Raw genomic sequence first — 18,695 nt, 5'->3', positions numbered from 1 at the left:
ATACAGGACATAATCCTATTCTGATCCGCATGAAGGCGGCGGCCAGACTGAAGCTATACGGAGGGGTGACGGGATCGGCCCCTGAAGCTCCGGCGCCGTCGGTGAAGGAGCTGCCGGAATTCCTGCCGCTTTCTTCAGGGCTTCTTCACCGGCAGGTCGAGCTGCCACTGCAACAGAATATCGTTCCTTTGCCCTACGATGCCCTGCAACTGCCGACGGCCGTCATGGGCATGCTCGATCTTGCCGGTCCCGGTCTGCCCGCCGGCGACGTGCTCTTTCTCGATACCGAAACGACAGGGTTATCCATCGGCACGGGAACGCTGCCTTTTTTAATCGGACTTGCCTGGTGGCACGAAGAGCGCCTGACGATCCGGCAGCTTTTCTTGAGTTCTCCAGGAGGAGAGGCCGCTCTTGTAAAAGAAATGGACGCCCTTTTTTCGCGATTCCCGTATCTATGCACGTTCAACGGAAAATCCTACGACGTGCCGCTGATTCGCAATCGCTTCGCCCTGCAACGCAGCACGATGAAGGTCTTTGCCCATCATTTCGACCTGCTGCATATCTGGAAGAGACTGCTGCCGCGCGATTATCCCGGCGGCTTCAAACAGAAGAACCTGGAAACGACGCTTCTTCGAGCTCCGCGCATCGACGACATCGACGGCGCAGCGATTCCGGGTATCTACTTCGACTGGATTAAATACGGCGTCGATAACGGACTGACGCAGATCATACGGCATAACGAACTCGATATGCAGGGCATGATCGCCCTCTACGCAGAGGCGGCGGCGCTTTTCGAGCAAAATCTGAGCGCTAAGAAAAAGGATAACCCATCGACGCGCATCCGCATCGGTCGTATCCTTTTTCGCAATCATCAGGGCAGAGAGGCTCTGGCTCTGCTTGAGCCCCTGCTAAATGAAACGATCGAACGTGCCGACGACGAACGTATTCTTTTAACGACGCTCTATCGCATCTATTCACGACTTGATAGAAATGAAGAAGCGGCTTTCTGTCTCGATCGACTCGTTCGCCGCGACAGAAGCCCGTTTGAGATGCTATTGCTTCTTAGATTCCTTGAATACCGCCTGCTCGATTTTGATGCGGCTTTGAAGCTCATCGACGAGATTCCGGCCATCATCGACTTCACCGAACCGGCTCTGACCGTCGGTCGTGTGCGCGCCGTCGGTTTGCTGCGCGGCGAACCGCTTGAACGACGTCGCGCTCGAATTCGCAAGAAGCTTGCAACGGACGAGGCGAACCGGAACAGAACATGAACGTTTCTCAGCTGATCGATTTTTTACAGAAGAACGAACGCTTTGCCGCAAACATCTCTTCGCTTCACGAGATACCGGCGCGCGAAGAGCGGTCGATCGAAATCCCCGAAGACCTGCCCGCTGCGCTGAAAGGCATGCTACAGGCGCAGGGCATCAAAAGGCTTTATATTCATCAGGCCGAAACCTACCGTCGGATGCGCGAAGGTCGTGATGTCGTCGTCGTCACACCGACGGCTTCCGGAAAATCGTTATCCTACCTGTTGCCTGTTCTTCACCGCAAGCTCGAGAATCCCGAGGCGCGCACGATTCTACTCTTCCCGACCAAGGCGCTCTCGCGCGATCAACAGGCGGCCATCGAAAACTTCTCTGAGGCGGCGAAGATGGAGCTGCGCACCTTCACCTATGACGGAGATACGTCGGCCTCGGCACGCAATCGCATTCGTGAATCGGGAGACTTCGTCATCACAAACCCCGATATGCTGCATGCAGGCATCCTGCCGCATCATACGATGTGGATCAGGCTATTTGAGAATCTGGAGACGATCGTCGTCGATGAGATGCATACCTATCGCGGCGTCTTCGGCAGCCATTTTGCGAACGTCATGCGTCGTTTGCTTCGCATCGCTGCTTTTTACGGAAAAAGCCCCCGCATCATCTGTGCCTCGGCGACGATCGGGAATCCGGGTGAGCTCGCCGAGAAGCTTTTCGAGCGACCATTTGATGTCGTCGATGAGAATGGAGCGCCTTCGGGCCGTAAGGTCTTTCTTTTCTATAATCCGCCCGTCGTGCAGAAGGAGCTGGGCATCCGAGTTTCGTCGGTGAAAGAGGCGGCAAAGTTAGGCGGACTGTTTGTCGACAACAACGTGCATTCAATCCTGTTCTGTCGCAGCCGCACGCGCGTCGAGGTGCTCACGAATTATCTGAAAGAGGCGTCGAAACAGAAGGCCAATCGCGTCATGGCCTATCGCGGCGGCTATCTTCCCAACGAGCGTCGCTCTATTGAACGGGATCTGCGCGAAGGCAAACTGCTCGCCGTCGTCAGCACAAACGCCCTTGAACTGGGCATCGACATCGGCTCGCTCGACGTCTCCATCACCGTCGGATTCCCGGGCAGCATCAGCTCGCTATTACAACAATCCGGCCGCGCAGGGCGCAAACAGAATGACGCCATATCGATTCTCATCGCCACGTCAGAAGCGACCGATCAATATGTCGTGCAACATCCGGAATTTTTGCTCGGTCGCAGCCCGGAGCACGGTCGCATCAATGCCGACAATCTGCTTATCCTGATAGAGCATCTGAAATGCGCCGTTTTCGAGCTGCCTTTTAAGAAGGGCGAATCGTTCGGCCGTTTCGCCGAGGTGACGGAGCTGCTCGATCTGCTGGCACAGGGGCGCATCGTTACCCGAAGCGGAGACGACTGGCACTGGTCTGACGATTCGTATCCGGCGAACAATATCAGCCTGCGTGCGGGCCCGCGCGAGAATTTCGTCATCGTCGATATCAGCGACACGGGACGCGAGAAGATCATCGGCGAGATCGATCGTTTCGCCGCTCCGACGATGATTCATCCGCATGCCATCTATCTGCATCAGAGCGAGCCGTATTACGTCGAAGAGCTGCTCTGGGAGGATCGCATCGCGAAGATACGCAAGGTCGAGGTCGACTATTATACCGATGCTCAGGAGAAGGTCGACGTCTCGATCCTCGAAAGCGAGGTCGCCGGATCCTGCGAGACCTTCGATCTCTACAAAGGGGAGCTGCAGCTCCAGCGCCGCGCCGTCATGTTCAAGAAGATCAAATTCGAGACGCATGAGAATCTCGGCTGGGGCGATATTCATCTTCCCGAGCTTGAGATGCATACGCAGGGCTTCTGGATGCTCTTTCGCGATCTCGATCAGCTTCCCGGTCTGGATTCTGACGCACGTATAGGCGCGACGCTTGCCGGCGTGGCACATGCACTTGGAGTCGTCGCTCCCATTCATGCGATGTGCGATCCGCGCGATATGCGTTTTCACGCCGAGGTTCGCAATCCCGTCTTTGCTCTTCCGTGCATCTATGCGGTGGATAACTTTCCAGGAGGACTGGAGCTGGCCTACTACGTTCTCGGTAATCTCGAAGTAATCAGCCAGGCCGCACACGATCATGTCGCCGCATGCGCCTGCGAGGACGGATGCCCGGCATGTATCGGTCTATCAGAAGAGAAGGGAATGAAGTCGACCGTGCTTGCGTTGCTTGAACGGATTTGTGCAGAAAGAGAACAGAGATAATCACGATCCTTGAGCTGTCTGTAGCGGATGCAGGCCCGGATTGACAGGCCTGCATCCGCTACAGCTTTAGCTTATCGGCGCAAGATCTTGATATCGCAGCAGGAAACGCAGAGTCCAACCTGCCGGCAGCGCATACTATTTCTTCACATGCACAATCATCTTTGGATCGACCGGTATAATATTACCGTATCCATTGTAATCTTTGTACTTCTCCTGAAATACCTTCAGGCTCGTCTCGTGCGGCTGTCCGCTCTGTAATACGATAGACGAAGGAACGATGCTATCCCAGGAAGCAAAATGTGCGTCGAGAGCTGGAACGACATACACTCCCGGCTTTTTAATGAAGCCCAGATCATAGAGAACGGTTGACGCAAGAGTCGTGTTCTGTCCCCATGCAAATGTGCAGGCGAGCACCAATCGCCCGTTTGATGCCGTCGCTGCGTAGTCTACCGGAACTTCAATCGCATAGAGGCCCGTTCCTGAATCAATACCCACACCAGCGGCACTTTTTCCTTCCGGGTCGAATGCGGCGCTTCCAACGCAATTCACCGCCATCAATACACGATAACGCATCCAGGAAACCTGCTCTCCACCTTCTTTTCGAGTAATCACGCCGGTAATGACAATTTTATTATCATCGGGCGGACCCTCCTTCAGGTTAGCATTCGCAATGCAACTCGACAAAACTATCAGCGCCAGTGCACAAATACCGGTTTTTCTCAACATCGATTGTTCTCCTATTTTTTTTATCCTGTGGGTGCTGTACGTCATACGCACCTTGCCGGATTCCTGTGATCCCTGCTACTTCGAATGGTCTTCACTCCATTTCAGCTCAACCGTTTCAGGTGCGATAACATTCGTCGCCCCGTTGGCTTCATCGATCAGATAACCTACAAAAATATTCGGCAGGTTAAAAAGAAGGACCTTCACTCCCTGTACCTGATCGGGTCGAACCGTCGGAACAAAGGACTTTGAAGGGTGCCCTTTTAGATCAAAGCGGATAACAACTCCGGGAGTTTTCGGGACGGCAATCCACTCATCCCCTGGGTCGGAAGTCCTGACAACCTCTCCATTCAGCAGAATCACTGCTTGCACTCCGGGCCGATCAGACTGGATCTCAACATACTGATTCGTTCCACCAGTAAGAGTCATGCAGCCAGTCAGTAGAAAGAAAGATCCTACCCGGAAAATTCGCTTGAAAAAAAATAACGCGTTACCAGTTGTTCTCATGGGAGCTCCGAAATCACCGACCAATTTATGCCTTCGAAATATGCAGACGGCTGAAACTGAGGTTGATAAACCATATCGCACTTATTTTCAGTTTTCTTCCGTACTTCAAACAGCTGAATCCGATTGACGCTGCGAGATGATGTCGCACCGAAGTTAGACCGGTATAGATCCGTATCTCTTGAATCGAGCATCAATTCGCCATTCCGATTAAATATAAGGATAAACGAATCGCCCTGAATCCATTCTGCATTCTGACAGAACGTAAATGAGCCGGCAGCTTGACTGCTCGGGATAAACGTACCCTTTCTTAGCTCAAAATCGATGGCGGGCACAACCAACCAGTCGGCATCATGGCTGCGCAGGAAGTCTCTCACGCAGTGTACGCACTGACTGTGTTCCAGCATGGCCGGATTCCCTGAACGTCCGACCTTTCCCAAAAGCGCCTGGCCGTCATTCTGGCTGTAACGAACCCTCTGCCTGACTTCGGCCGGTAGACTTTCCTGAATCTCTGAAAAATTCGAAGAGAATCCATTGCCATCGACGATGCGCAGATTTTGCTTCTTCAGCAGGGTTCTGCCCGAGTGAAGAACTACAGGCGGGATAATGAGAATCGGCCTGTCTGTCCTTTCCGTAACCTGACCGGTCGAATGGAATGCAAATTTTGCATTCTCATGAGCACACGAAAATGACAGGAAAAGAAGGCAGAATACAAAACCACGAAAAGCGTCCATCCATCACCTCACACAGGCAGTACTGACTATTAATCTATCCTTGCAGGGTGCAACACTTTTTTCCTACAATCATTCCTGAGTTATAACGCAGACGGGCTTGATTCGATCTGATCGGAAATAAGGAGTGATAGCTGAATTTGGATAAGGCTTCAGGAGCTACTTTAAGTCCGCTTTTTTTTCCCAGACCGAAAGAGCTTCATCCAGTCTTCGACCTCGCGAGAGCTCATCTGCCGATCGGGCTTCTCGGCGACGCGACCGGGCTTCGGCGTCGTCGCCTTCCCGTACCATTCATAGAATTCTTCGGAGCTCTGGAGCTCGCAGCGATGCGCCTTTGCGTATTGCCTGACCTGTTTATCTGAGCTGACGACGCGAATCTGCTCCCCGCCGAACTTCGACTCGACGAACTCCCGGATCAGATGATCGGCGCTTTCGTCGATGCTATAATACGTATGAATGCCGCTTTCGTAATCCCGGAACGTATCGTCGCCCCTCGAACGCCTACCGTCGAAAAAGATATGTATCTCCATTTTCGGATAACTCTTTCGCAAGAAGGCCATGTAAGACGTCAGTCCGCGCATGGCCGATTCCAGCTGACCGCGCACCATATCCTCTTCAAACTCGGGAAACTTATAGATAACGTTAAAACCGTCCAGAACAAGGATCACGATCGACTCCAGATTTCTTTATGCCCGAAGCGCACGGTGTTATCCGTATATTTGATCCAGTGCACCCGAAGCGTCCAGAAGCGCAGCTCGGGATCGCCAAGCAGCGGCTCGCATTCCGGAAACCTCTCTCTGTAACCGGCAAAGTCCTTCGCTGTTTCACGCTCGTCAGGGCGGTGCATGCTCACCGTTCCGAGCATCTGCGCCCCTTGAAGCATGGCCACGTCACGATGAGGCGCATAGACGGCGGCGCTCACACGTTCGTTAAGAATGGCTTCGTCGGCATGGCGCGTTTGAAGGGAGCTGAGAAAAGTGAAAATCACGTCTGTTGCACTGAAATGATAGAAGAGCGGAGTGGAATACGGTTGACCGCCTGATGCCGTAGCCAGACACATTATATGATTCCGCTGGAAGAACTCGCTCATCGCTCCGGGCAGCATGGTTCATCGCATCGGGCGAAGAAGGAACGTCAATGACTTATTACCTCTGGATCAAGGCTTTTCACATCATCGCTCTCGTCGCCTGGTTCGCCGGCCTCTTCTACATCTGGAGGCTTTTCGTCTATCATGCGATGAACGACTCGCCCGCCGTAAAAGAGCAGCTGGGCGTCATGGAATCGAAACTGATTCGCATCATTATGAATCCGGCGATGATCGTGACGACGGTGCTCGGGCTCGTCATGCTCTTCATCAATCTCGACTATTTCATGGCCGTCGGATGGATCTGGACGAAGTTGATGATCGTGCTCGTGCTTTTTGCCAATCACTTCCTGGCCGTGCGCTATCATAAACGCCTTATGGCCGGCGAGGCCTTCGATCATAAACGCTTTCGATTTTTAAACGAGCTTCCCACCCTCGTTCTGATCGCCGTCGTTATCCTGGCCGTCGTCAAGCCATTCTGAGAAAGCTGAGTCCAGCGCCATTGACGAGAAACATGCCCTCAGCATAGCAAAAGGCCGCCTTAACAGGCGGCCTTCATTCATCGAATCGGCTTTGCTTCGCTGTCGATGCTTTCTGCTGTAAAACTCAACCGAGTCGCTTCAGCAGATTCTCCACCGTGAATCCGAAGTGCTTCATCAAGAGTTCTCCGGGGGCCGAGGCTCCGAACGAATCAATACCGATGATGTTTTCAAACGGCGCATACTTCGCCCACAGACCCGGATGCGCAGCTTCAATCGCATAACGATTCGCATAAGGCACATTCAGGATCGACTCCCGATACGCCGCATCCTGACGATCAAACCGTTCGGCACAGGGCATCGAAACAATGCGCACCGCTCCGCCTGATGCATTCTTCTGCTTTGCCGCCTCGATGGCTAACGGCAGCTCTGATCCCGTTGCGATGATGAGCTGTTCGGCCTTACGCGAAGGTTCGACGGCGACATAGGCGCCTTTTGCAACGGCCGATAGATCCGTTACGGGAGTGAAGTCGATATTCGATCGACTGAGGATAAAGGCCGACGGTCCGTCCTTACGCTTCAAGGCCTCGCTCCATGCCACAAGCGTCTCTTCGACGTTCGCGGGGCGCCAGACGTCCAGATCGGGAATCAAGCGCAACGACGGCACATGTTCGACGGGCTGATGTGTCGGGCCGTCTTCGCCGAGGCCGATCGAATCATGCGTGAGAACATAGATAACAGGCAGCTTCATCAGGGCGGATAACCGCATCGCATTGCGCATGTAATCCGAGAAGACGAGAAAGGTTCCGCCGAACGGTCGATAGTGTCCGTGCAGTTGCAGGCCGTTCATGATCGCCGCCATGGCGAATTCACGTACGCCGAAATGCAGATAGTTACCGCCGTTTGCGCCAGGCTGTACGGATTTCATACCCGACCAGTTCGTAAGATTCGAATGTGTAAGGTCGGCCGAACCGCCGAGCATCTCGGGCAGGGCCGCCTTCAACTCGCCCAGCACACGCTGCGACGTTTTGCGAGTCGCCTCTTTTGCAGGCTGCTCTTTTGAAAGAAAGGCCTTCACGACTTCTTCAAAGTTAGCCGGAAGGCGCCCTTCGCCGCGCCGCTTAAACTCGACGGCGAGATCGGGATGCGCGGCTTCATACTTTGCAAAAAGCGCATTCCACTGCGCTTCGGCCTCCGCTCCTTTAACCGAAGCGTTCCAGGCCTTATAGACCTCGTCGGGAATAACAAAGGCGTCATGATTCCAGCCAAGCGCAGCCTTTGTCGCGGCCGCCTCGTCTTTTCCAAGCGGAGCGCCATGCACGCTTTCTTTGCCTGCCTTCGCAGGAGAGCCGAATCCGATAACGGTCTTGCAACAGATCAAGGTAGGATGCTCCGTATCGGCCTTCGCCTTCGCTATGGCAGCGGCGACGGCAGATGCGTCATGGCCGTCAACTCCGTCGATCACCTGCCATCCGTACGAGCGGAAACGACCGGCGACGTCTTCGCTGAACCAGCCTTTTACCTCTCCGTCGATGGAGATGCCGTTGTCGTCATACAGGGCGATGAGCTTGCCCAGCTTCCATGTTCCCGCCAGAGAAGCCGCTTCGTGCGAGATGCCTTCCATGAGACATCCGTCGCCGACAAGAACATACGTATGATGATCGACGATAGAAAGGCCGTCCCGGTTAAACTCAGAAGCAAGCAGCTTCTCGCCAAGCGCCATGCCGACAGCGGTCGTGATGCCCTGTCCGAGCGGCCCTGTTGTCGTCTCGACGCCGGCCGTGTGACCGTATTCGGGATGCCCCGGAGTCTTCGAATGCAACTGTCTGAAGTTCTTCAGATCATCGATCGTAAGATCATAACCGCTCAGATGCAGAGCCGAGTAGAGCAACATCGAGGCATGGCCGTTTGAAAGCACGACACGATCACGGTTCGCCCAATTCGGATTCTTCGGATTGTGTCTGAGAAAATCGTTCCAGAGAACCTCAGCCATATCGGCCATTCCCATCGGAGCACCGGGATGCCCGGAGTTCGCCTTCTCGACGGCGTCGATGCTCAACGCTCGAATAGCATTGGCCAGTGTTTTACGATCCATCTCTCGCTCCTCGTCGACGGTAGCGGTCCGTGCATACTCCGAAGCCGCTTCTTTATAAGTGCTATTCATCGCAGTTTCTCCCTCCATCCCGGGAACATGACATCAGCATCGCCCGGAAAAGAATGAAACGCTGCTGCCAGTTCCTGATGGTCGCCTGCATAGTCCAGCAGGGAAATGCCCTTCTGCCATGCCTCGACGGCCTGTCTGATCGATGCCACACCGGCCTTCACTCCGTCTCTATGACCGAAGCTACCGCCGCCAGACGTCTGAATGATATTCGCATGCCCGAGATTATCAAAGAAGGCCGGCAGACGCAGGGCGTTCATACCACCCGAGATAATCGGCGTGCAGGCCTTCATACCGAGCCACTCCTGATGAAAGAATGGCCCATCGACGGAATCGCCTTCGAGCATATAGGCGAGGATGCGGTCTTCGGGATCTCCTTCCATTTTCCCGAATCCCATCGTGCCCGTATGGATGCCAGACGCTCCCTGCAATCGGGCCATCTTCGAAAGAACAAACGATGTATAACCCCGCTTCGATTGTGGAGAGGTGATCGCCCCATGACCGGCTCGATGATAGTGGATGAACTGATCCGGAAAGTTGCGTCGTGCCGTGGTCACGCCCGTCGTACCGGCGAGATAGCCGTCGATTAAAAAGGCGACATGATCGGCATGCTCGCCGAACTCTCGCAGTATGAACTCGCCGCGAGCGATGATCTCAGCGGGATCATCGGCCGTAATATTCGCCGAAAAAAGCTTGGCCTCGCCCGTCTCATCCATCGCTCGTTTCATGGCATCGGCGACAAGAGGGATCACCTTCTGCAATGGAGCAAAGACCTGATTGCCCTGCGGCTCGTCGTTCTTGATGAAGTCCCCGCCGGCCGCCCAGTATTCATAGCAAGCCTTCGCAAAGGGGATGGCTCGCAACCCGAGCTTCGGCTTAATAATCGTGCCCTGGATAAAGCCGCCGTTCACGACCGGCCGACCGAGCACACGCCACAGATCGGCGATGTTTTTTGTCGGTCCGTCGAAAAGACGCAGATAGGCCGGTGGAAAATAAAAGTCGAGCATCTTCGCATACTCAACATCGCCCATGCCCTGATTGTTTCCGATGGCAAGCGTCAGAAACGAAACCATCATCGCACGGCCATCGAGTATGTTACGATCAAAGAGATCGATCGGATACGCAATCTTCATCAGCTCGTTCGCTTCGTCGATCCAGTAGACGAGGGCGTCGACGCCTCGTGTGAAATCGTCCGTCGTGCTCACCTCGACGTTCGTTCCCGTCGAAGATTCCGCCGCGAAATGCGCCGCCGTCTCAAGATAACCGTAACCCTGCTTCGGCTTCATGCGATAGGCGGTCAGAACATGTCTTCCGCCAGAGATCAGGTCTTCTTCGCGAAGATCCAGTCTCGCATAACGTTTTGATTGATCCATAATTCCCTCCAGATTTTACGAGGCCAATTGTCGTATCTCGACTTGTTTCGTCGTATTTCGTCGACTCTTACCTTCGCGCAGGCTCCTGACGACATTCCTTGTTCCAGGCCGTAAGCAAACGTCTGTCAGGACTGGTATTGCTTTCAATCTATTTTTCTCCAAATACTAATAGACAATTATCTATTGCTCCGGATAAACTGCCATCAATGTGCAGCCGGCATCTGAAAAGCGAAGCTGTGTACGCCGGGCAGGAACGGTATGCGAGAAACCGACTATTTTATTCAGCATCTGACGTTGCGCCAGCTCCAGCTACTCGTCGCCGTCGTTGATCATGGCGGGCATTCCGCCGCTGCAAGAGAGCTGAACATTACACAACCGACGATCTCTATTCAGCTGAGCCGCATGGCAGAAATCGTCGGATCAGCGCTTTTCCAGACCATCGGTCGCACACAGGAATTAACAGAAACAGGTCAGCAGGTTTATGATGCGGCTCGCAGCATCCTTGCGGCTTTGCAGAAGCTCGATGACGAAATCTCGGGAATGCAGGGGGATCTCAAAGGAGAGCTGCGCATCTGCTCCGTGAGCACCGCCGGCTTTATACCGTTTTACCTGGGCCTGTTTCTCGATCTGCATCCACACGTCATCCCCCGACTTCATGTTGGCAATCGCTCTGAGCTGATCGAACGCATCGCAGGGAACCGCGATGACATATTTATTACAGGACGAGTGCCCGAGAGTTTGCCTGTTGACGCCCTGCCCATCATGAAAAATGAGCTGGTCGTCGTCGCCTCGCCCGACCATCCGCTTGCGAAAAAGAAATCGATCTCCCTTGAACAGCTTGCTACCGAGCGACTGCTCTTGCGCGAACCTGAATCGGGCACACGGCTGGCCTTTGAAACGGTGATGCGCGAAAGCGGTTACGAGATCAAGCCCTATATGGAGCTTGGCAGTAATGAAGCCGTCCGGCAGGCCGTGATGGGCGGGCTCGGCATCTCGGTGCTCTCGCTTTCCAGCATCGAACTGGAAACCGCTTCGAAAAGGATGGTGGTAATCAAGACCGAGAAATTCCCGCTACAGAAGCAGTGGTTCGCCGTTTCAAGACGCGGCAAACAGCTTCCGCGAGCCGCACGAGAATTCCTGGCCTTTCTGAAACACCGTGCTGCGGACGTGCGGCGTTAGCCAATTTATGCTCGCCAGAATCATCGGACCTGTATCACTACGTCATGCGTCTTCAGGCCGTGCTCTTTGATCTCGACGGTACCATAGCCGAGACCGAAACCGTTCATCTGCAATGCTTCAACGAGGCCTTCCAGCACTTCGGGCTTCCATATCAGTGGTCTTTTGAAGAATATCGAACCCTGCTTGAAATCGCCGGCGGTCGAGAGCGCATCCGTCATTTTTTTGAAAAACTCGACAACCCTCCCGACCATCTGCGCGATCTTGCCGCCGGACTTCACAAGCTGAAGAATGAGTTATACGTCGAGCGCATGGAGGCCGGGTTTCAGATCCGTCCCGGTGTGCGCAGGCTGCTCGAAGACGCCCTCGCTTGCGACATCACGTGCGGTCTGACGACGACGACATCTCGCGTGAACGTTGATCCGTTGCTTCGCTATTCTCTCGCCGAGGACTATTCGAAATACTTCGCCTTCTTGCTCACCGGAACGGAGATCCGCCATAAAAAGCCCGATCCGGCTATCTATGTAACGGCAAAGCAGATGCTTCTTGAACAGAACCGCAAGAATATCATCGTCATCGAAGACAGCCACATCGGCCTTGTGGCAGCTCGATCTGCAGGATTGCCCGTGCTCATCACGCAGAATGAATTCACCGATCATCACGACTTCTCGGGAGCCGCCGCCGTGCTCAGCGATCTCGGAGATCCTAAAACGCCGGCCCGTCTGATAAATGGGCCCGCGCTTCATGATGGCTACGTCGACCTTGCGTACCTTGATTCCCTCACCGTCTGAGAGGCAGGCTCATTCAATTCCGCCGGCTTACAGGCTCTCGTCGACTCCGCGAGCCTGTAAGCCGGTCTTCATTTAACTCCGCGCGCCTGCAAGCTCGCTTCGTAAATACGCTCGATTTTTGGCTGCAAAATGATTTCAAGCGCCATTCCGAATTTTCCACCCGGCACGCAAATCGTATTCGGCCGGGACATGAACGCTCCTTGAATCATCTGCAAGAGATATGGAAAATCGATCCTCTTGGGATAGCGAAATCGGATAACGACAAAGCTTTCATCGGGTGTGGGGATGTCCCGTGCAATAAACGGATTGGAAGTGTCGACCGTGGGCACTCGCTGAAAGTTGACGTTCGTAAGCGAAAACTGCGGGGTGATATAGTGCACATAGTCGTACATACGACGCAGAATCGTTTCGGTGGCCGCCTCAGCCGTGTAGCCTCGCTGGCCGACGTCTCGATGAATCTTCTGAATCCATTCAAGGTTAACGATCGGCACGACTCCGACAAGAAGATCGACATGTGATGCGGCATCGACGTCGCCATGCACGACGCCGCCATGCAGTCCTTCGTAAAACAGAACCTCAGTGCCTTCTGGAATGGGCTCAAACTCGGTGAACGTTCCAGGCGCCGTTCCGTACTGCTCGGCCTCTTCTTCGCTGTGAATATAATGCCGCACATGCCCTTGTCCGCTCTGCCCGAACTCCTGAAACAGAGAGGCGATCTTATCGAAGTGATTGCCTTCCGGACCGAAGTGACTTGGCGGCCTGCATTGCCCGTTATCATAGGATTCGGCGACGACGCTCTTGAACTCTTTGCGATCATACCGATGAAAGCTATCGCCTTCCACAGTAATGGCATTGATCTTTAACCGACGAAACATATGCTCGAAGGCGACGCGAACGGTACTCGTTCCCGCTCCTGATGAGCCTGTGACCGCAATAACCGGATATTTAACAGACATACGATACTCCTATAAAAAAGTGAGAGTTGCAGAATTCGTGGTCGTTCAGTGATACGACAGGGCGCTGATCTGCATCAGCTTATCAAGATCGGTGTGTGATTCGATGTACCGCAGCGATCCCGTAGATCCGCGCATCACCATCGAATGTGTGACGACGAAATGCGATTCATAACGCACGCCCTTGAGAAAAGGACCGTCGGTGATCCCCGTCGCGGCAAAATAGACGTCGTTCGAACGCACCATATCGTCGACGCTGTACACCTTCCTCAGATCAAAGCCCGCCTCCTCAAGGTGACGACGCTCGTCCTCGCTCTGTGGATCAAGCCTGCCAAGGATCTGACCTCCGATCACCTTGATGGCAACAGCGGCCAGGATGCCTTCGGGCGTTCCTCCCGTTCCAATCATCAAATCGATACCGCAATTTCCCTGGGCGGCCATCAGCGCTCCGTTCACATCGCCATCGGTATGAAACTGAATACGCGCCCCGGCACGACGAATTTCATCGACAAGCGTGCGATGACGCGGCTTATCAAGGACGAAGACGACGAGATCGTCGACCTGCTTTCCAAGAGCCTTAGCTATGCTTGCAAGGTTATCCGAAACGGGAGCGTCGAGATCGACGGCATTTCGAGCGCCGGGCGGAACAACGAGCTTCTGCATATAATACGAGCGACCGGGATCCATCATCGATCCGCGCGGAGCAAGACCGACGACGGCGATCGCGTTCGGACGCCCGTTCGCAAGAAGCGTCGTGCCTTCGACGGGATCGACGGCGATATCCATCTCGGGCCCGTTGCCTGTACCGAGCTCTTCGCCCGTATACAGCATCGGAGCCTCGTCTTTTTCGCCCTCGCCGATCACGACACGCCCGCGAAAGTCGACCGTGCCAAACATCAACCGCATCGCATCGACGGCAGCGCGGTCTCCTTCGTTTTTATCACCCCGCCCCATCCAGCGCGCCGCCATCATGGCCGCCGACTCGGTTACGCGCAGAAGATCAAAACCCAGGTTACGTGTAGGACGCTCCATCATCGCACCTCCACCGGCTGCTGGACGGGTTGATTGGCCTGAATCAACGTGCGCAACAGATCGACCGTCGCCGCAATCTGCGGAGCGCCAAAAACGGCGTTCCCCGCGACGAAGACGTCCACTCCGGCCCGGCGCAGGTCTTTTGCGTTATCCACACCGATGCCGCCGTCCATCTCGATCAGCGGATTCACGCCGAGTCGATCACACATCGCACGAAGCTTCTCGACTTTAGCCGCAGATGCCGGGATAAACTTCTGACCGCCGAATCCCGGATTCACAGACATAAGAAGAACCATATCGAGATCGGGTAAAATCTCTTCGAGCACGCTGACCGGAGTCGCCGGATTCAGAGCGACGCCTGCCTTCGCTCCCTTTGAGCGGATGCGCTGCACCAGACGATGCAGATGCACGGTCGCCTCATAGTGAACGCTCACGATCGACGCTCCCGCTTCGATAAACTCGTCCACATAGTTCTCGGGTCTTTCGATCATAAGATGAACATCAAGCGGCAGATTACTGATGGACTTCAGGGCACGCACGATATTGGGCCCGAACGTCATGTTCGGCACAAAATGTCCGTCCATGATGTCGACATGAAGCAGATCGGCGCCGCCTTTCTCGACGGCGATGATCTGATCGCGAAGCCGCGTTAGATCGGCCGACAGGATGGAAGGCGCAAGCATTGCCGCGTTCATGACGCCGCTCCGATAACGTCATCGGCGCGACCGGCGCTTCCGAGTACGTTCTTCATCTTATGCTGCACGATCTCGCGGATGGCGTCGCGCACCGGACCGAAAAACTTGCGCGGATCAAACTCCGCCGGGTTACCCGCCATCGCACGACGCAGCGCCATCACGGCTGCAAGACGCAGGTCGGTGTCGATGTTGATCTTCGCCACTCCCATCGTCGTCGCTTCTCGCAGCATCTCTTCGGGAATGCCCTGTGCGTCTTCGATTTTCGCTCCGTATCGGTTCGCTTCTTCGATGAGGGCAGCCGGTACCGACGAAGCGCCGTGCAGCACAAGCGGATAACCCGGCATGAGCGTATGAATCCGGCTCAACCGTTCGAAATCCAGACGAGCCGCTCCTTTGAACTTATATGCGCCGTGACTCGTTCCGATGGCGACGGCAAGCGAATGACATCCGGTTCGATGAACAAACTCCACGGCCTGATCAGGATCTGTAAAGACGCTGTGCTCGGCCGATACGTCGTCCTCGACGCCGGCAAGCTGGCCGAGCTCCGCCTCTACAAACACGCCGCGCTCATCGGCATAATCAACGACGCGTCGCGTTAGCCGGATGTTCTCTTCGAAACCATGATGCGATCCGTCGATCATCACCGAATTAAAGCCTCCGTCGATGGCAGCCTTGCATATCTCGAAATCGGCGCCATGATCAAGATGCAGGGCGATGGGCACGTCGGTCGTCGCGGCCGCCTCCACCATCTTCACCAGATAGTCATGGCCGGCGTATTTGCGCGCACCGGCCGAAACCTGCAAGATCACGGGCGAACGCAGAGCCCGCGCCGCCTCGACGATACCCTGCAGCATCTCCATATTATTCACGTTGAAGGCTCCGACGGCGTAGCGGAAATTTAAAGCCTTACGAAACATCAGTCCGGGCGATTGAAGTGGCATACTCTTCCTCCTTACTACCTTTAGCGGGTAGGGGTATATTTTTAGAGCCGCCAGACCGACACGAATTCAGGAATCGAGCAAGAAGAAAAATCCGCTGCTTTTAGAAAAATGAGGCTTTTGATTTTGAGAATGAAAAGAAGTTCGTCCGGAATCAGGCTAATATCTAAAAAGCGGTTGTCAGAGAGCTGAGGCAGGGCGTTCTGACGTACCGCTCCGATAGCTCAGCTGGATAGAGTACTGGACTTCGAATCCAGGTGTCGCAGGTTCGAATCCTGCTCGGAGCAGGTTCTTCTTATTGCTTGCTTTCAATCGGGCCGCTTTCACCGGACGGCTTCATTGCAGTGCCGCCTGCCGGAACATCGGCCCGCAATTCGACCAGATCAGATACGCCGCCACTCAGGTTCAGTAACAGAACGACTACGGTAAGTCCTCCGTAAACAGCCCCGGCCGTACTAACCCATCCCACCGGAGATCTGAGCATCGCAGAGGCAGCCCAGCCGTCGAAGCCACCCGTTACGACAGAACCGGCAATCTTTTCGCCTCCGCGCGTACCGTTCACGGCATTTCCGAGAGAAAGACAGGAATTCAACGAAATAAGCAGGATTGTCGTCAGGATCAGGAATCGACGCATACTCTATGAATTGCACGCTCAGCGCCGGCGTCAATGCTTAATTGATCAGCCGGCACAATGAACTCATGGAACGACTTCGTGGGCATCATAGAAGTTATCGAGATTTCTGTCGAGGTATCGGATCTGGCGGCCGTTTCGGTATTCAATCATGATCTCATACCGTCCGTCTCCGTTGCGATCCTCGAAATAATCCTCCCCGCTGCACCCCATTCTATTTATACTGTCCATAGAGGTTAACATGCAACGCCCCCTTTTTGAAAATACGAACATCACACCCATCGTTTTCGGATGCAACGTCTTCGGCTGGACCATCGACGAAGCGCAATCGTTCCGGATGCTCGACCATCTTGTCGATCGCGGTCTGAACTGCATCGATACGGCCGACACGTATGCTCGATGGATCGGTAAGCCCGGTATCTCTGAGTCGATCATCGGTCGCTGGCTCAAGCAATCAGGAAAGCGCGAGAAGCTCGTCATCGCAACGAAGGTCGGCATGGAAATGGCTCCCGATCGCAAAGGCCTCTCGAAGAAACACATCCTTGCATCGGTCGATGAATCATTGCAGCGACTTCAGATCGACTGTATCGATCTCTATCAGGCGCATCAGGATGATCCGGCGACGCCTCTTGAGGAATCGCTCGAAGCATTTGATTCGCTTGTGAAGGCGGGCAAGGTAAAGGCCATCGGTGCTTCGAACTATTCAGGCGCCCGCCTGCGTGAGGCTCAGGGAATTGCGAAATCTAAGAACTACGCCGTATTCCAGACGTTACAGCCGCATTATAATCTCTATGAACGGCAGGACTTCGAGACCGACCTTGCCGCAGTCAGCAAAGAGCAGGGGCTGGCAGTCATCCCCTATTTCTCTCTGGCGGCGGGATTTCTTACGGGCAAGTATCGCTCCGAGGCGGATTTCTCGAAAAGCGCCCGTGGCGGAGGCATGAAAAAGTACATGAACGATCGCGGGCTTCGCATTCTGGGTGCGCTTGATACGGTGGCGGCTAACGTTCATGCGACTCCGGCGCAGATCGCACTCGCCTGGCTGCTCAGTCGCCCGGCCGTAACGGCGCCTATCGTCAGTGCGACGACGACGGAGCAACTCGACGCTCTTATCGCCGCTCTGGACGTAAAGCTCGATGCAGAGGCGTTGAAGCTGCTCGATGCCGCAAGCGCCTATTGATATGCAGTGATCGACTCAACAAACGAGAGAGCTCGAAAAACCCTTGCCGTTTCGGGCTCCGTCGCTTCTTTCCTGTCATGCAATCCCTGAACACACTGCGCCTCTTGCGATCAGCAAAGAGGTCTCATACCGTAGCGACCTGGCTTGCCGTAACGGCCGCCGCTTTTATTCTGCAAGCCTGTGCCTCCGCTCCGGCCGAGCGATCCGTTCCGGCGTTAACCGTAAGCAGCCAGGCCTTCAAACAAGGCCAGCGACTCGCCGACGATCAGGTTGCGAATACCTTCGGATGCACGGGCAAGAACATCTCGCCCGACGTGCAATGGAACGGAGCGCCGGCCGATACGAAGTTCTATGCCGTCTCCATCTACGATCCCGATGCTCCGACAGGCAGCGGCTTCTGGCACTGGGTCGTCTTCAATATTCCCGCTTCGGTGACGTCTCTCAAGGCCGACGCAGGCAAGAATGCGAGCACGCTGCCACCCGGCGCTACCATGGCCCGGAATGACGGAGGCGCCGCAGCGTTTGCCGGAGCCTGCCCTCCTGTCGGTCATGGAGAGCACCGCTACATCCTCAGAGTCTTCGCATTAAGCGATAAACTGCCACTGGACGGCAATGCCTCTCCGGCCCTTGTCGGATTTATGATCAATCAGATGAAGCTTGCCGAAGGCTCGATCACGGCGAAGTATTCGCGATAATCTGCATC

At 54.8% G+C, this 18,695-nt stretch carries 20 protein-coding genes and 1 tRNA gene; 8 read left to right on the top strand and 13 right to left on the bottom strand.

Going from position 1 to position 18,695, the window contains the following annotated elements; genetic code table 11:
* Positions 1-29: 29 nt before the first annotated feature.
* Both LEPIL_RS22505 and LEPIL_RS17095 read left to right on the top strand, forming a co-directional pair.
* Positions 30-1,271 (top strand): ribonuclease H-like domain-containing protein, encoded by a 1,242-nt coding sequence (locus LEPIL_RS22505; RefSeq protein ID WP_002774403.1) that lies wholly within the window; start codon positions 30-32, stop codon positions 1,269-1,271.
* On the top strand, positions 1,268-3,541 hold the full coding sequence (locus tag LEPIL_RS17095) for a DEAD/DEAH box helicase (protein WP_002774401.1): 2,274 nt from the start codon (positions 1,268-1,270) through the stop codon (positions 3,539-3,541). Before LEPIL_RS22505 ends, LEPIL_RS17095 begins: the two co-directional genes overlap by 4 nt.
* Positions 3,542-3,676: 135 nt before the next feature.
* On the opposite strand, the gene LEPIL_RS17090 is transcribed toward LEPIL_RS17095, so the two are convergent.
* The 5 genes from LEPIL_RS17090 to LEPIL_RS17070 form a co-directional block, all read right to left on the bottom strand.
* A complete protein-coding gene (locus LEPIL_RS17090) occupies positions 3,677-4,312 on the bottom strand; it encodes a hypothetical protein (protein ID WP_040919057.1) in 636 nt (211 codons plus the stop codon).
* Between the two features lie 30 nt (positions 4,313-4,342).
* Entirely contained in the window at positions 4,343-4,771 is a 429-nt protein-coding gene (locus LEPIL_RS17085) for a hypothetical protein (RefSeq protein WP_002774399.1), read from the bottom strand.
* Entirely contained in the window at positions 4,768-5,175 is a 408-nt protein-coding gene (locus LEPIL_RS23820; protein WP_211208650.1) for a hypothetical protein, read from the bottom strand. The genes LEPIL_RS17085 and LEPIL_RS23820 overlap by 4 nt, the downstream gene beginning before the upstream one ends.
* Before the next feature lie 488 nt (positions 5,176-5,663).
* A complete protein-coding gene (locus tag LEPIL_RS17075) occupies positions 5,664-6,167 on the bottom strand; it encodes an NYN domain-containing protein (protein WP_002774397.1) in 504 nt (167 codons plus the stop codon).
* Positions 6,164-6,589 (bottom strand): pyridoxamine 5'-phosphate oxidase family protein, encoded by a 426-nt coding sequence (locus tag LEPIL_RS17070; RefSeq protein ID WP_157135103.1) that lies wholly within the window; start codon positions 6,587-6,589, stop codon positions 6,164-6,166. The genes LEPIL_RS17075 and LEPIL_RS17070 overlap by 4 nt, the downstream gene beginning before the upstream one ends.
* Positions 6,590-6,636: 47 nt before the next feature.
* Here LEPIL_RS17070 and hemJ point away from each other — a divergent pair, with 47 nt between their 5' ends.
* The gene (gene hemJ / locus LEPIL_RS17065; RefSeq protein WP_002774394.1) at positions 6,637-7,065 is read left to right on the top strand and encodes a protoporphyrinogen oxidase HemJ; all 429 of its coding nucleotides are present in this window, start codon (positions 6,637-6,639) and stop codon (positions 7,063-7,065) included.
* A 124-nt stretch (positions 7,066-7,189) separates the two neighbouring features.
* On the opposite strand, the gene tkt is transcribed toward hemJ, so the two are convergent.
* Positions 7,190-9,226: a transketolase gene (gene tkt / locus LEPIL_RS17060; RefSeq protein WP_002774393.1), complete on the bottom strand. Its 2,037-nt coding sequence runs from the start codon at positions 9,224-9,226 to the stop codon at positions 7,190-7,192.
* Positions 9,223-10,596, bottom strand: coding sequence for a ribulose-bisphosphate carboxylase (locus LEPIL_RS17055; protein WP_002774391.1), 1,374 nt, complete (start codon positions 10,594-10,596; stop codon positions 9,223-9,225). The genes tkt and LEPIL_RS17055 overlap by 4 nt, the downstream gene beginning before the upstream one ends.
* Positions 10,597-10,854: 258 nt before the next feature.
* Between LEPIL_RS17055 and LEPIL_RS17050 the strand changes: the two genes are divergently transcribed.
* Complete coding sequence (locus LEPIL_RS17050; protein ID WP_002774389.1) at positions 10,855-11,775, top strand: LysR family transcriptional regulator; 921 nt, start codon at positions 10,855-10,857, stop codon at positions 11,773-11,775.
* Between the two features lie 44 nt (positions 11,776-11,819).
* The gene (locus LEPIL_RS17045) at positions 11,820-12,563 is read left to right on the top strand and encodes an HAD-IA family hydrolase (protein ID WP_002774379.1); all 744 of its coding nucleotides are present in this window, start codon (positions 11,820-11,822) and stop codon (positions 12,561-12,563) included.
* A 68-nt stretch (positions 12,564-12,631) separates the two neighbouring features.
* On the opposite strand, the gene LEPIL_RS17040 is transcribed toward LEPIL_RS17045, so the two are convergent.
* The 4 genes from LEPIL_RS17040 to fba are packed head-to-tail and all read right to left on the bottom strand — an operon-like array spanning position 12,632 to position 16,184.
* Entirely contained in the window at positions 12,632-13,519 is an 888-nt protein-coding gene (locus tag LEPIL_RS17040) for a phosphoribulokinase (protein ID WP_002774377.1), read from the bottom strand.
* A 45-nt stretch (positions 13,520-13,564) separates the two neighbouring features.
* Positions 13,565-14,548: a class II fructose-bisphosphatase gene (gene glpX / locus LEPIL_RS17035; RefSeq protein ID WP_040920533.1), complete on the bottom strand. Its 984-nt coding sequence runs from the start codon at positions 14,546-14,548 to the stop codon at positions 13,565-13,567.
* Complete coding sequence (rpe, locus tag LEPIL_RS17030; RefSeq protein WP_002774373.1) at positions 14,548-15,243, bottom strand: ribulose-phosphate 3-epimerase; 696 nt, start codon at positions 15,241-15,243, stop codon at positions 14,548-14,550. The genes glpX and rpe overlap by 1 nt, the downstream gene beginning before the upstream one ends.
* Positions 15,240-16,184, bottom strand: coding sequence for a class II fructose-1,6-bisphosphate aldolase (gene fba, locus LEPIL_RS17025; RefSeq protein ID WP_002774371.1), 945 nt, complete (start codon positions 16,182-16,184; stop codon positions 15,240-15,242). Before fba ends, rpe begins: the two co-directional genes overlap by 4 nt.
* 210 nt (positions 16,185-16,394) lie before the next feature.
* On the opposite strand from fba, the gene LEPIL_RS17020 reads away from it, so the two are divergent.
* A tRNA-Arg gene (locus tag LEPIL_RS17020) sits at positions 16,395-16,468 on the top strand.
* Between the two features lie 8 nt (positions 16,469-16,476).
* Here the strand turns inward: LEPIL_RS17020 and LEPIL_RS17015 are convergent.
* The gene (locus LEPIL_RS17015; RefSeq protein ID WP_002774369.1) at positions 16,477-16,815 is read right to left on the bottom strand and encodes a hypothetical protein; all 339 of its coding nucleotides are present in this window, start codon (positions 16,813-16,815) and stop codon (positions 16,477-16,479) included.
* A 63-nt stretch (positions 16,816-16,878) separates the two neighbouring features.
* Positions 16,879-17,043, bottom strand: coding sequence for a hypothetical protein (locus LEPIL_RS23570; protein ID WP_002774367.1), 165 nt, complete (start codon positions 17,041-17,043; stop codon positions 16,879-16,881).
* Positions 17,044-17,053: 10 nt separating this feature from the next.
* On the opposite strand from LEPIL_RS23570, the gene LEPIL_RS17010 reads away from it, so the two are divergent.
* Both LEPIL_RS17010 and LEPIL_RS17005 read left to right on the top strand, forming a co-directional pair.
* Positions 17,054-17,992, top strand: a complete 939-nt coding sequence (locus LEPIL_RS17010; RefSeq protein WP_002774366.1) for an aldo/keto reductase — start codon at positions 17,054-17,056, stop codon at positions 17,990-17,992.
* Between the two features lie 77 nt (positions 17,993-18,069).
* Entirely contained in the window at positions 18,070-18,687 is a 618-nt protein-coding gene (locus tag LEPIL_RS17005; RefSeq protein WP_002774364.1) for a YbhB/YbcL family Raf kinase inhibitor-like protein, read from the top strand.
* The last annotated feature ends 8 nt before the right edge of the window (positions 18,688-18,695 follow it).

This window comes from Leptonema illini DSM 21528 (assembly GCF_000243335.1).
GTDB classification, from domain to species: Bacteria; Spirochaetota; Leptospiria; order Leptospirales; family Leptonemataceae; genus Leptonema; species Leptonema illini.
This window is presented reverse-complemented; position numbering and strand designations above follow the sequence as displayed.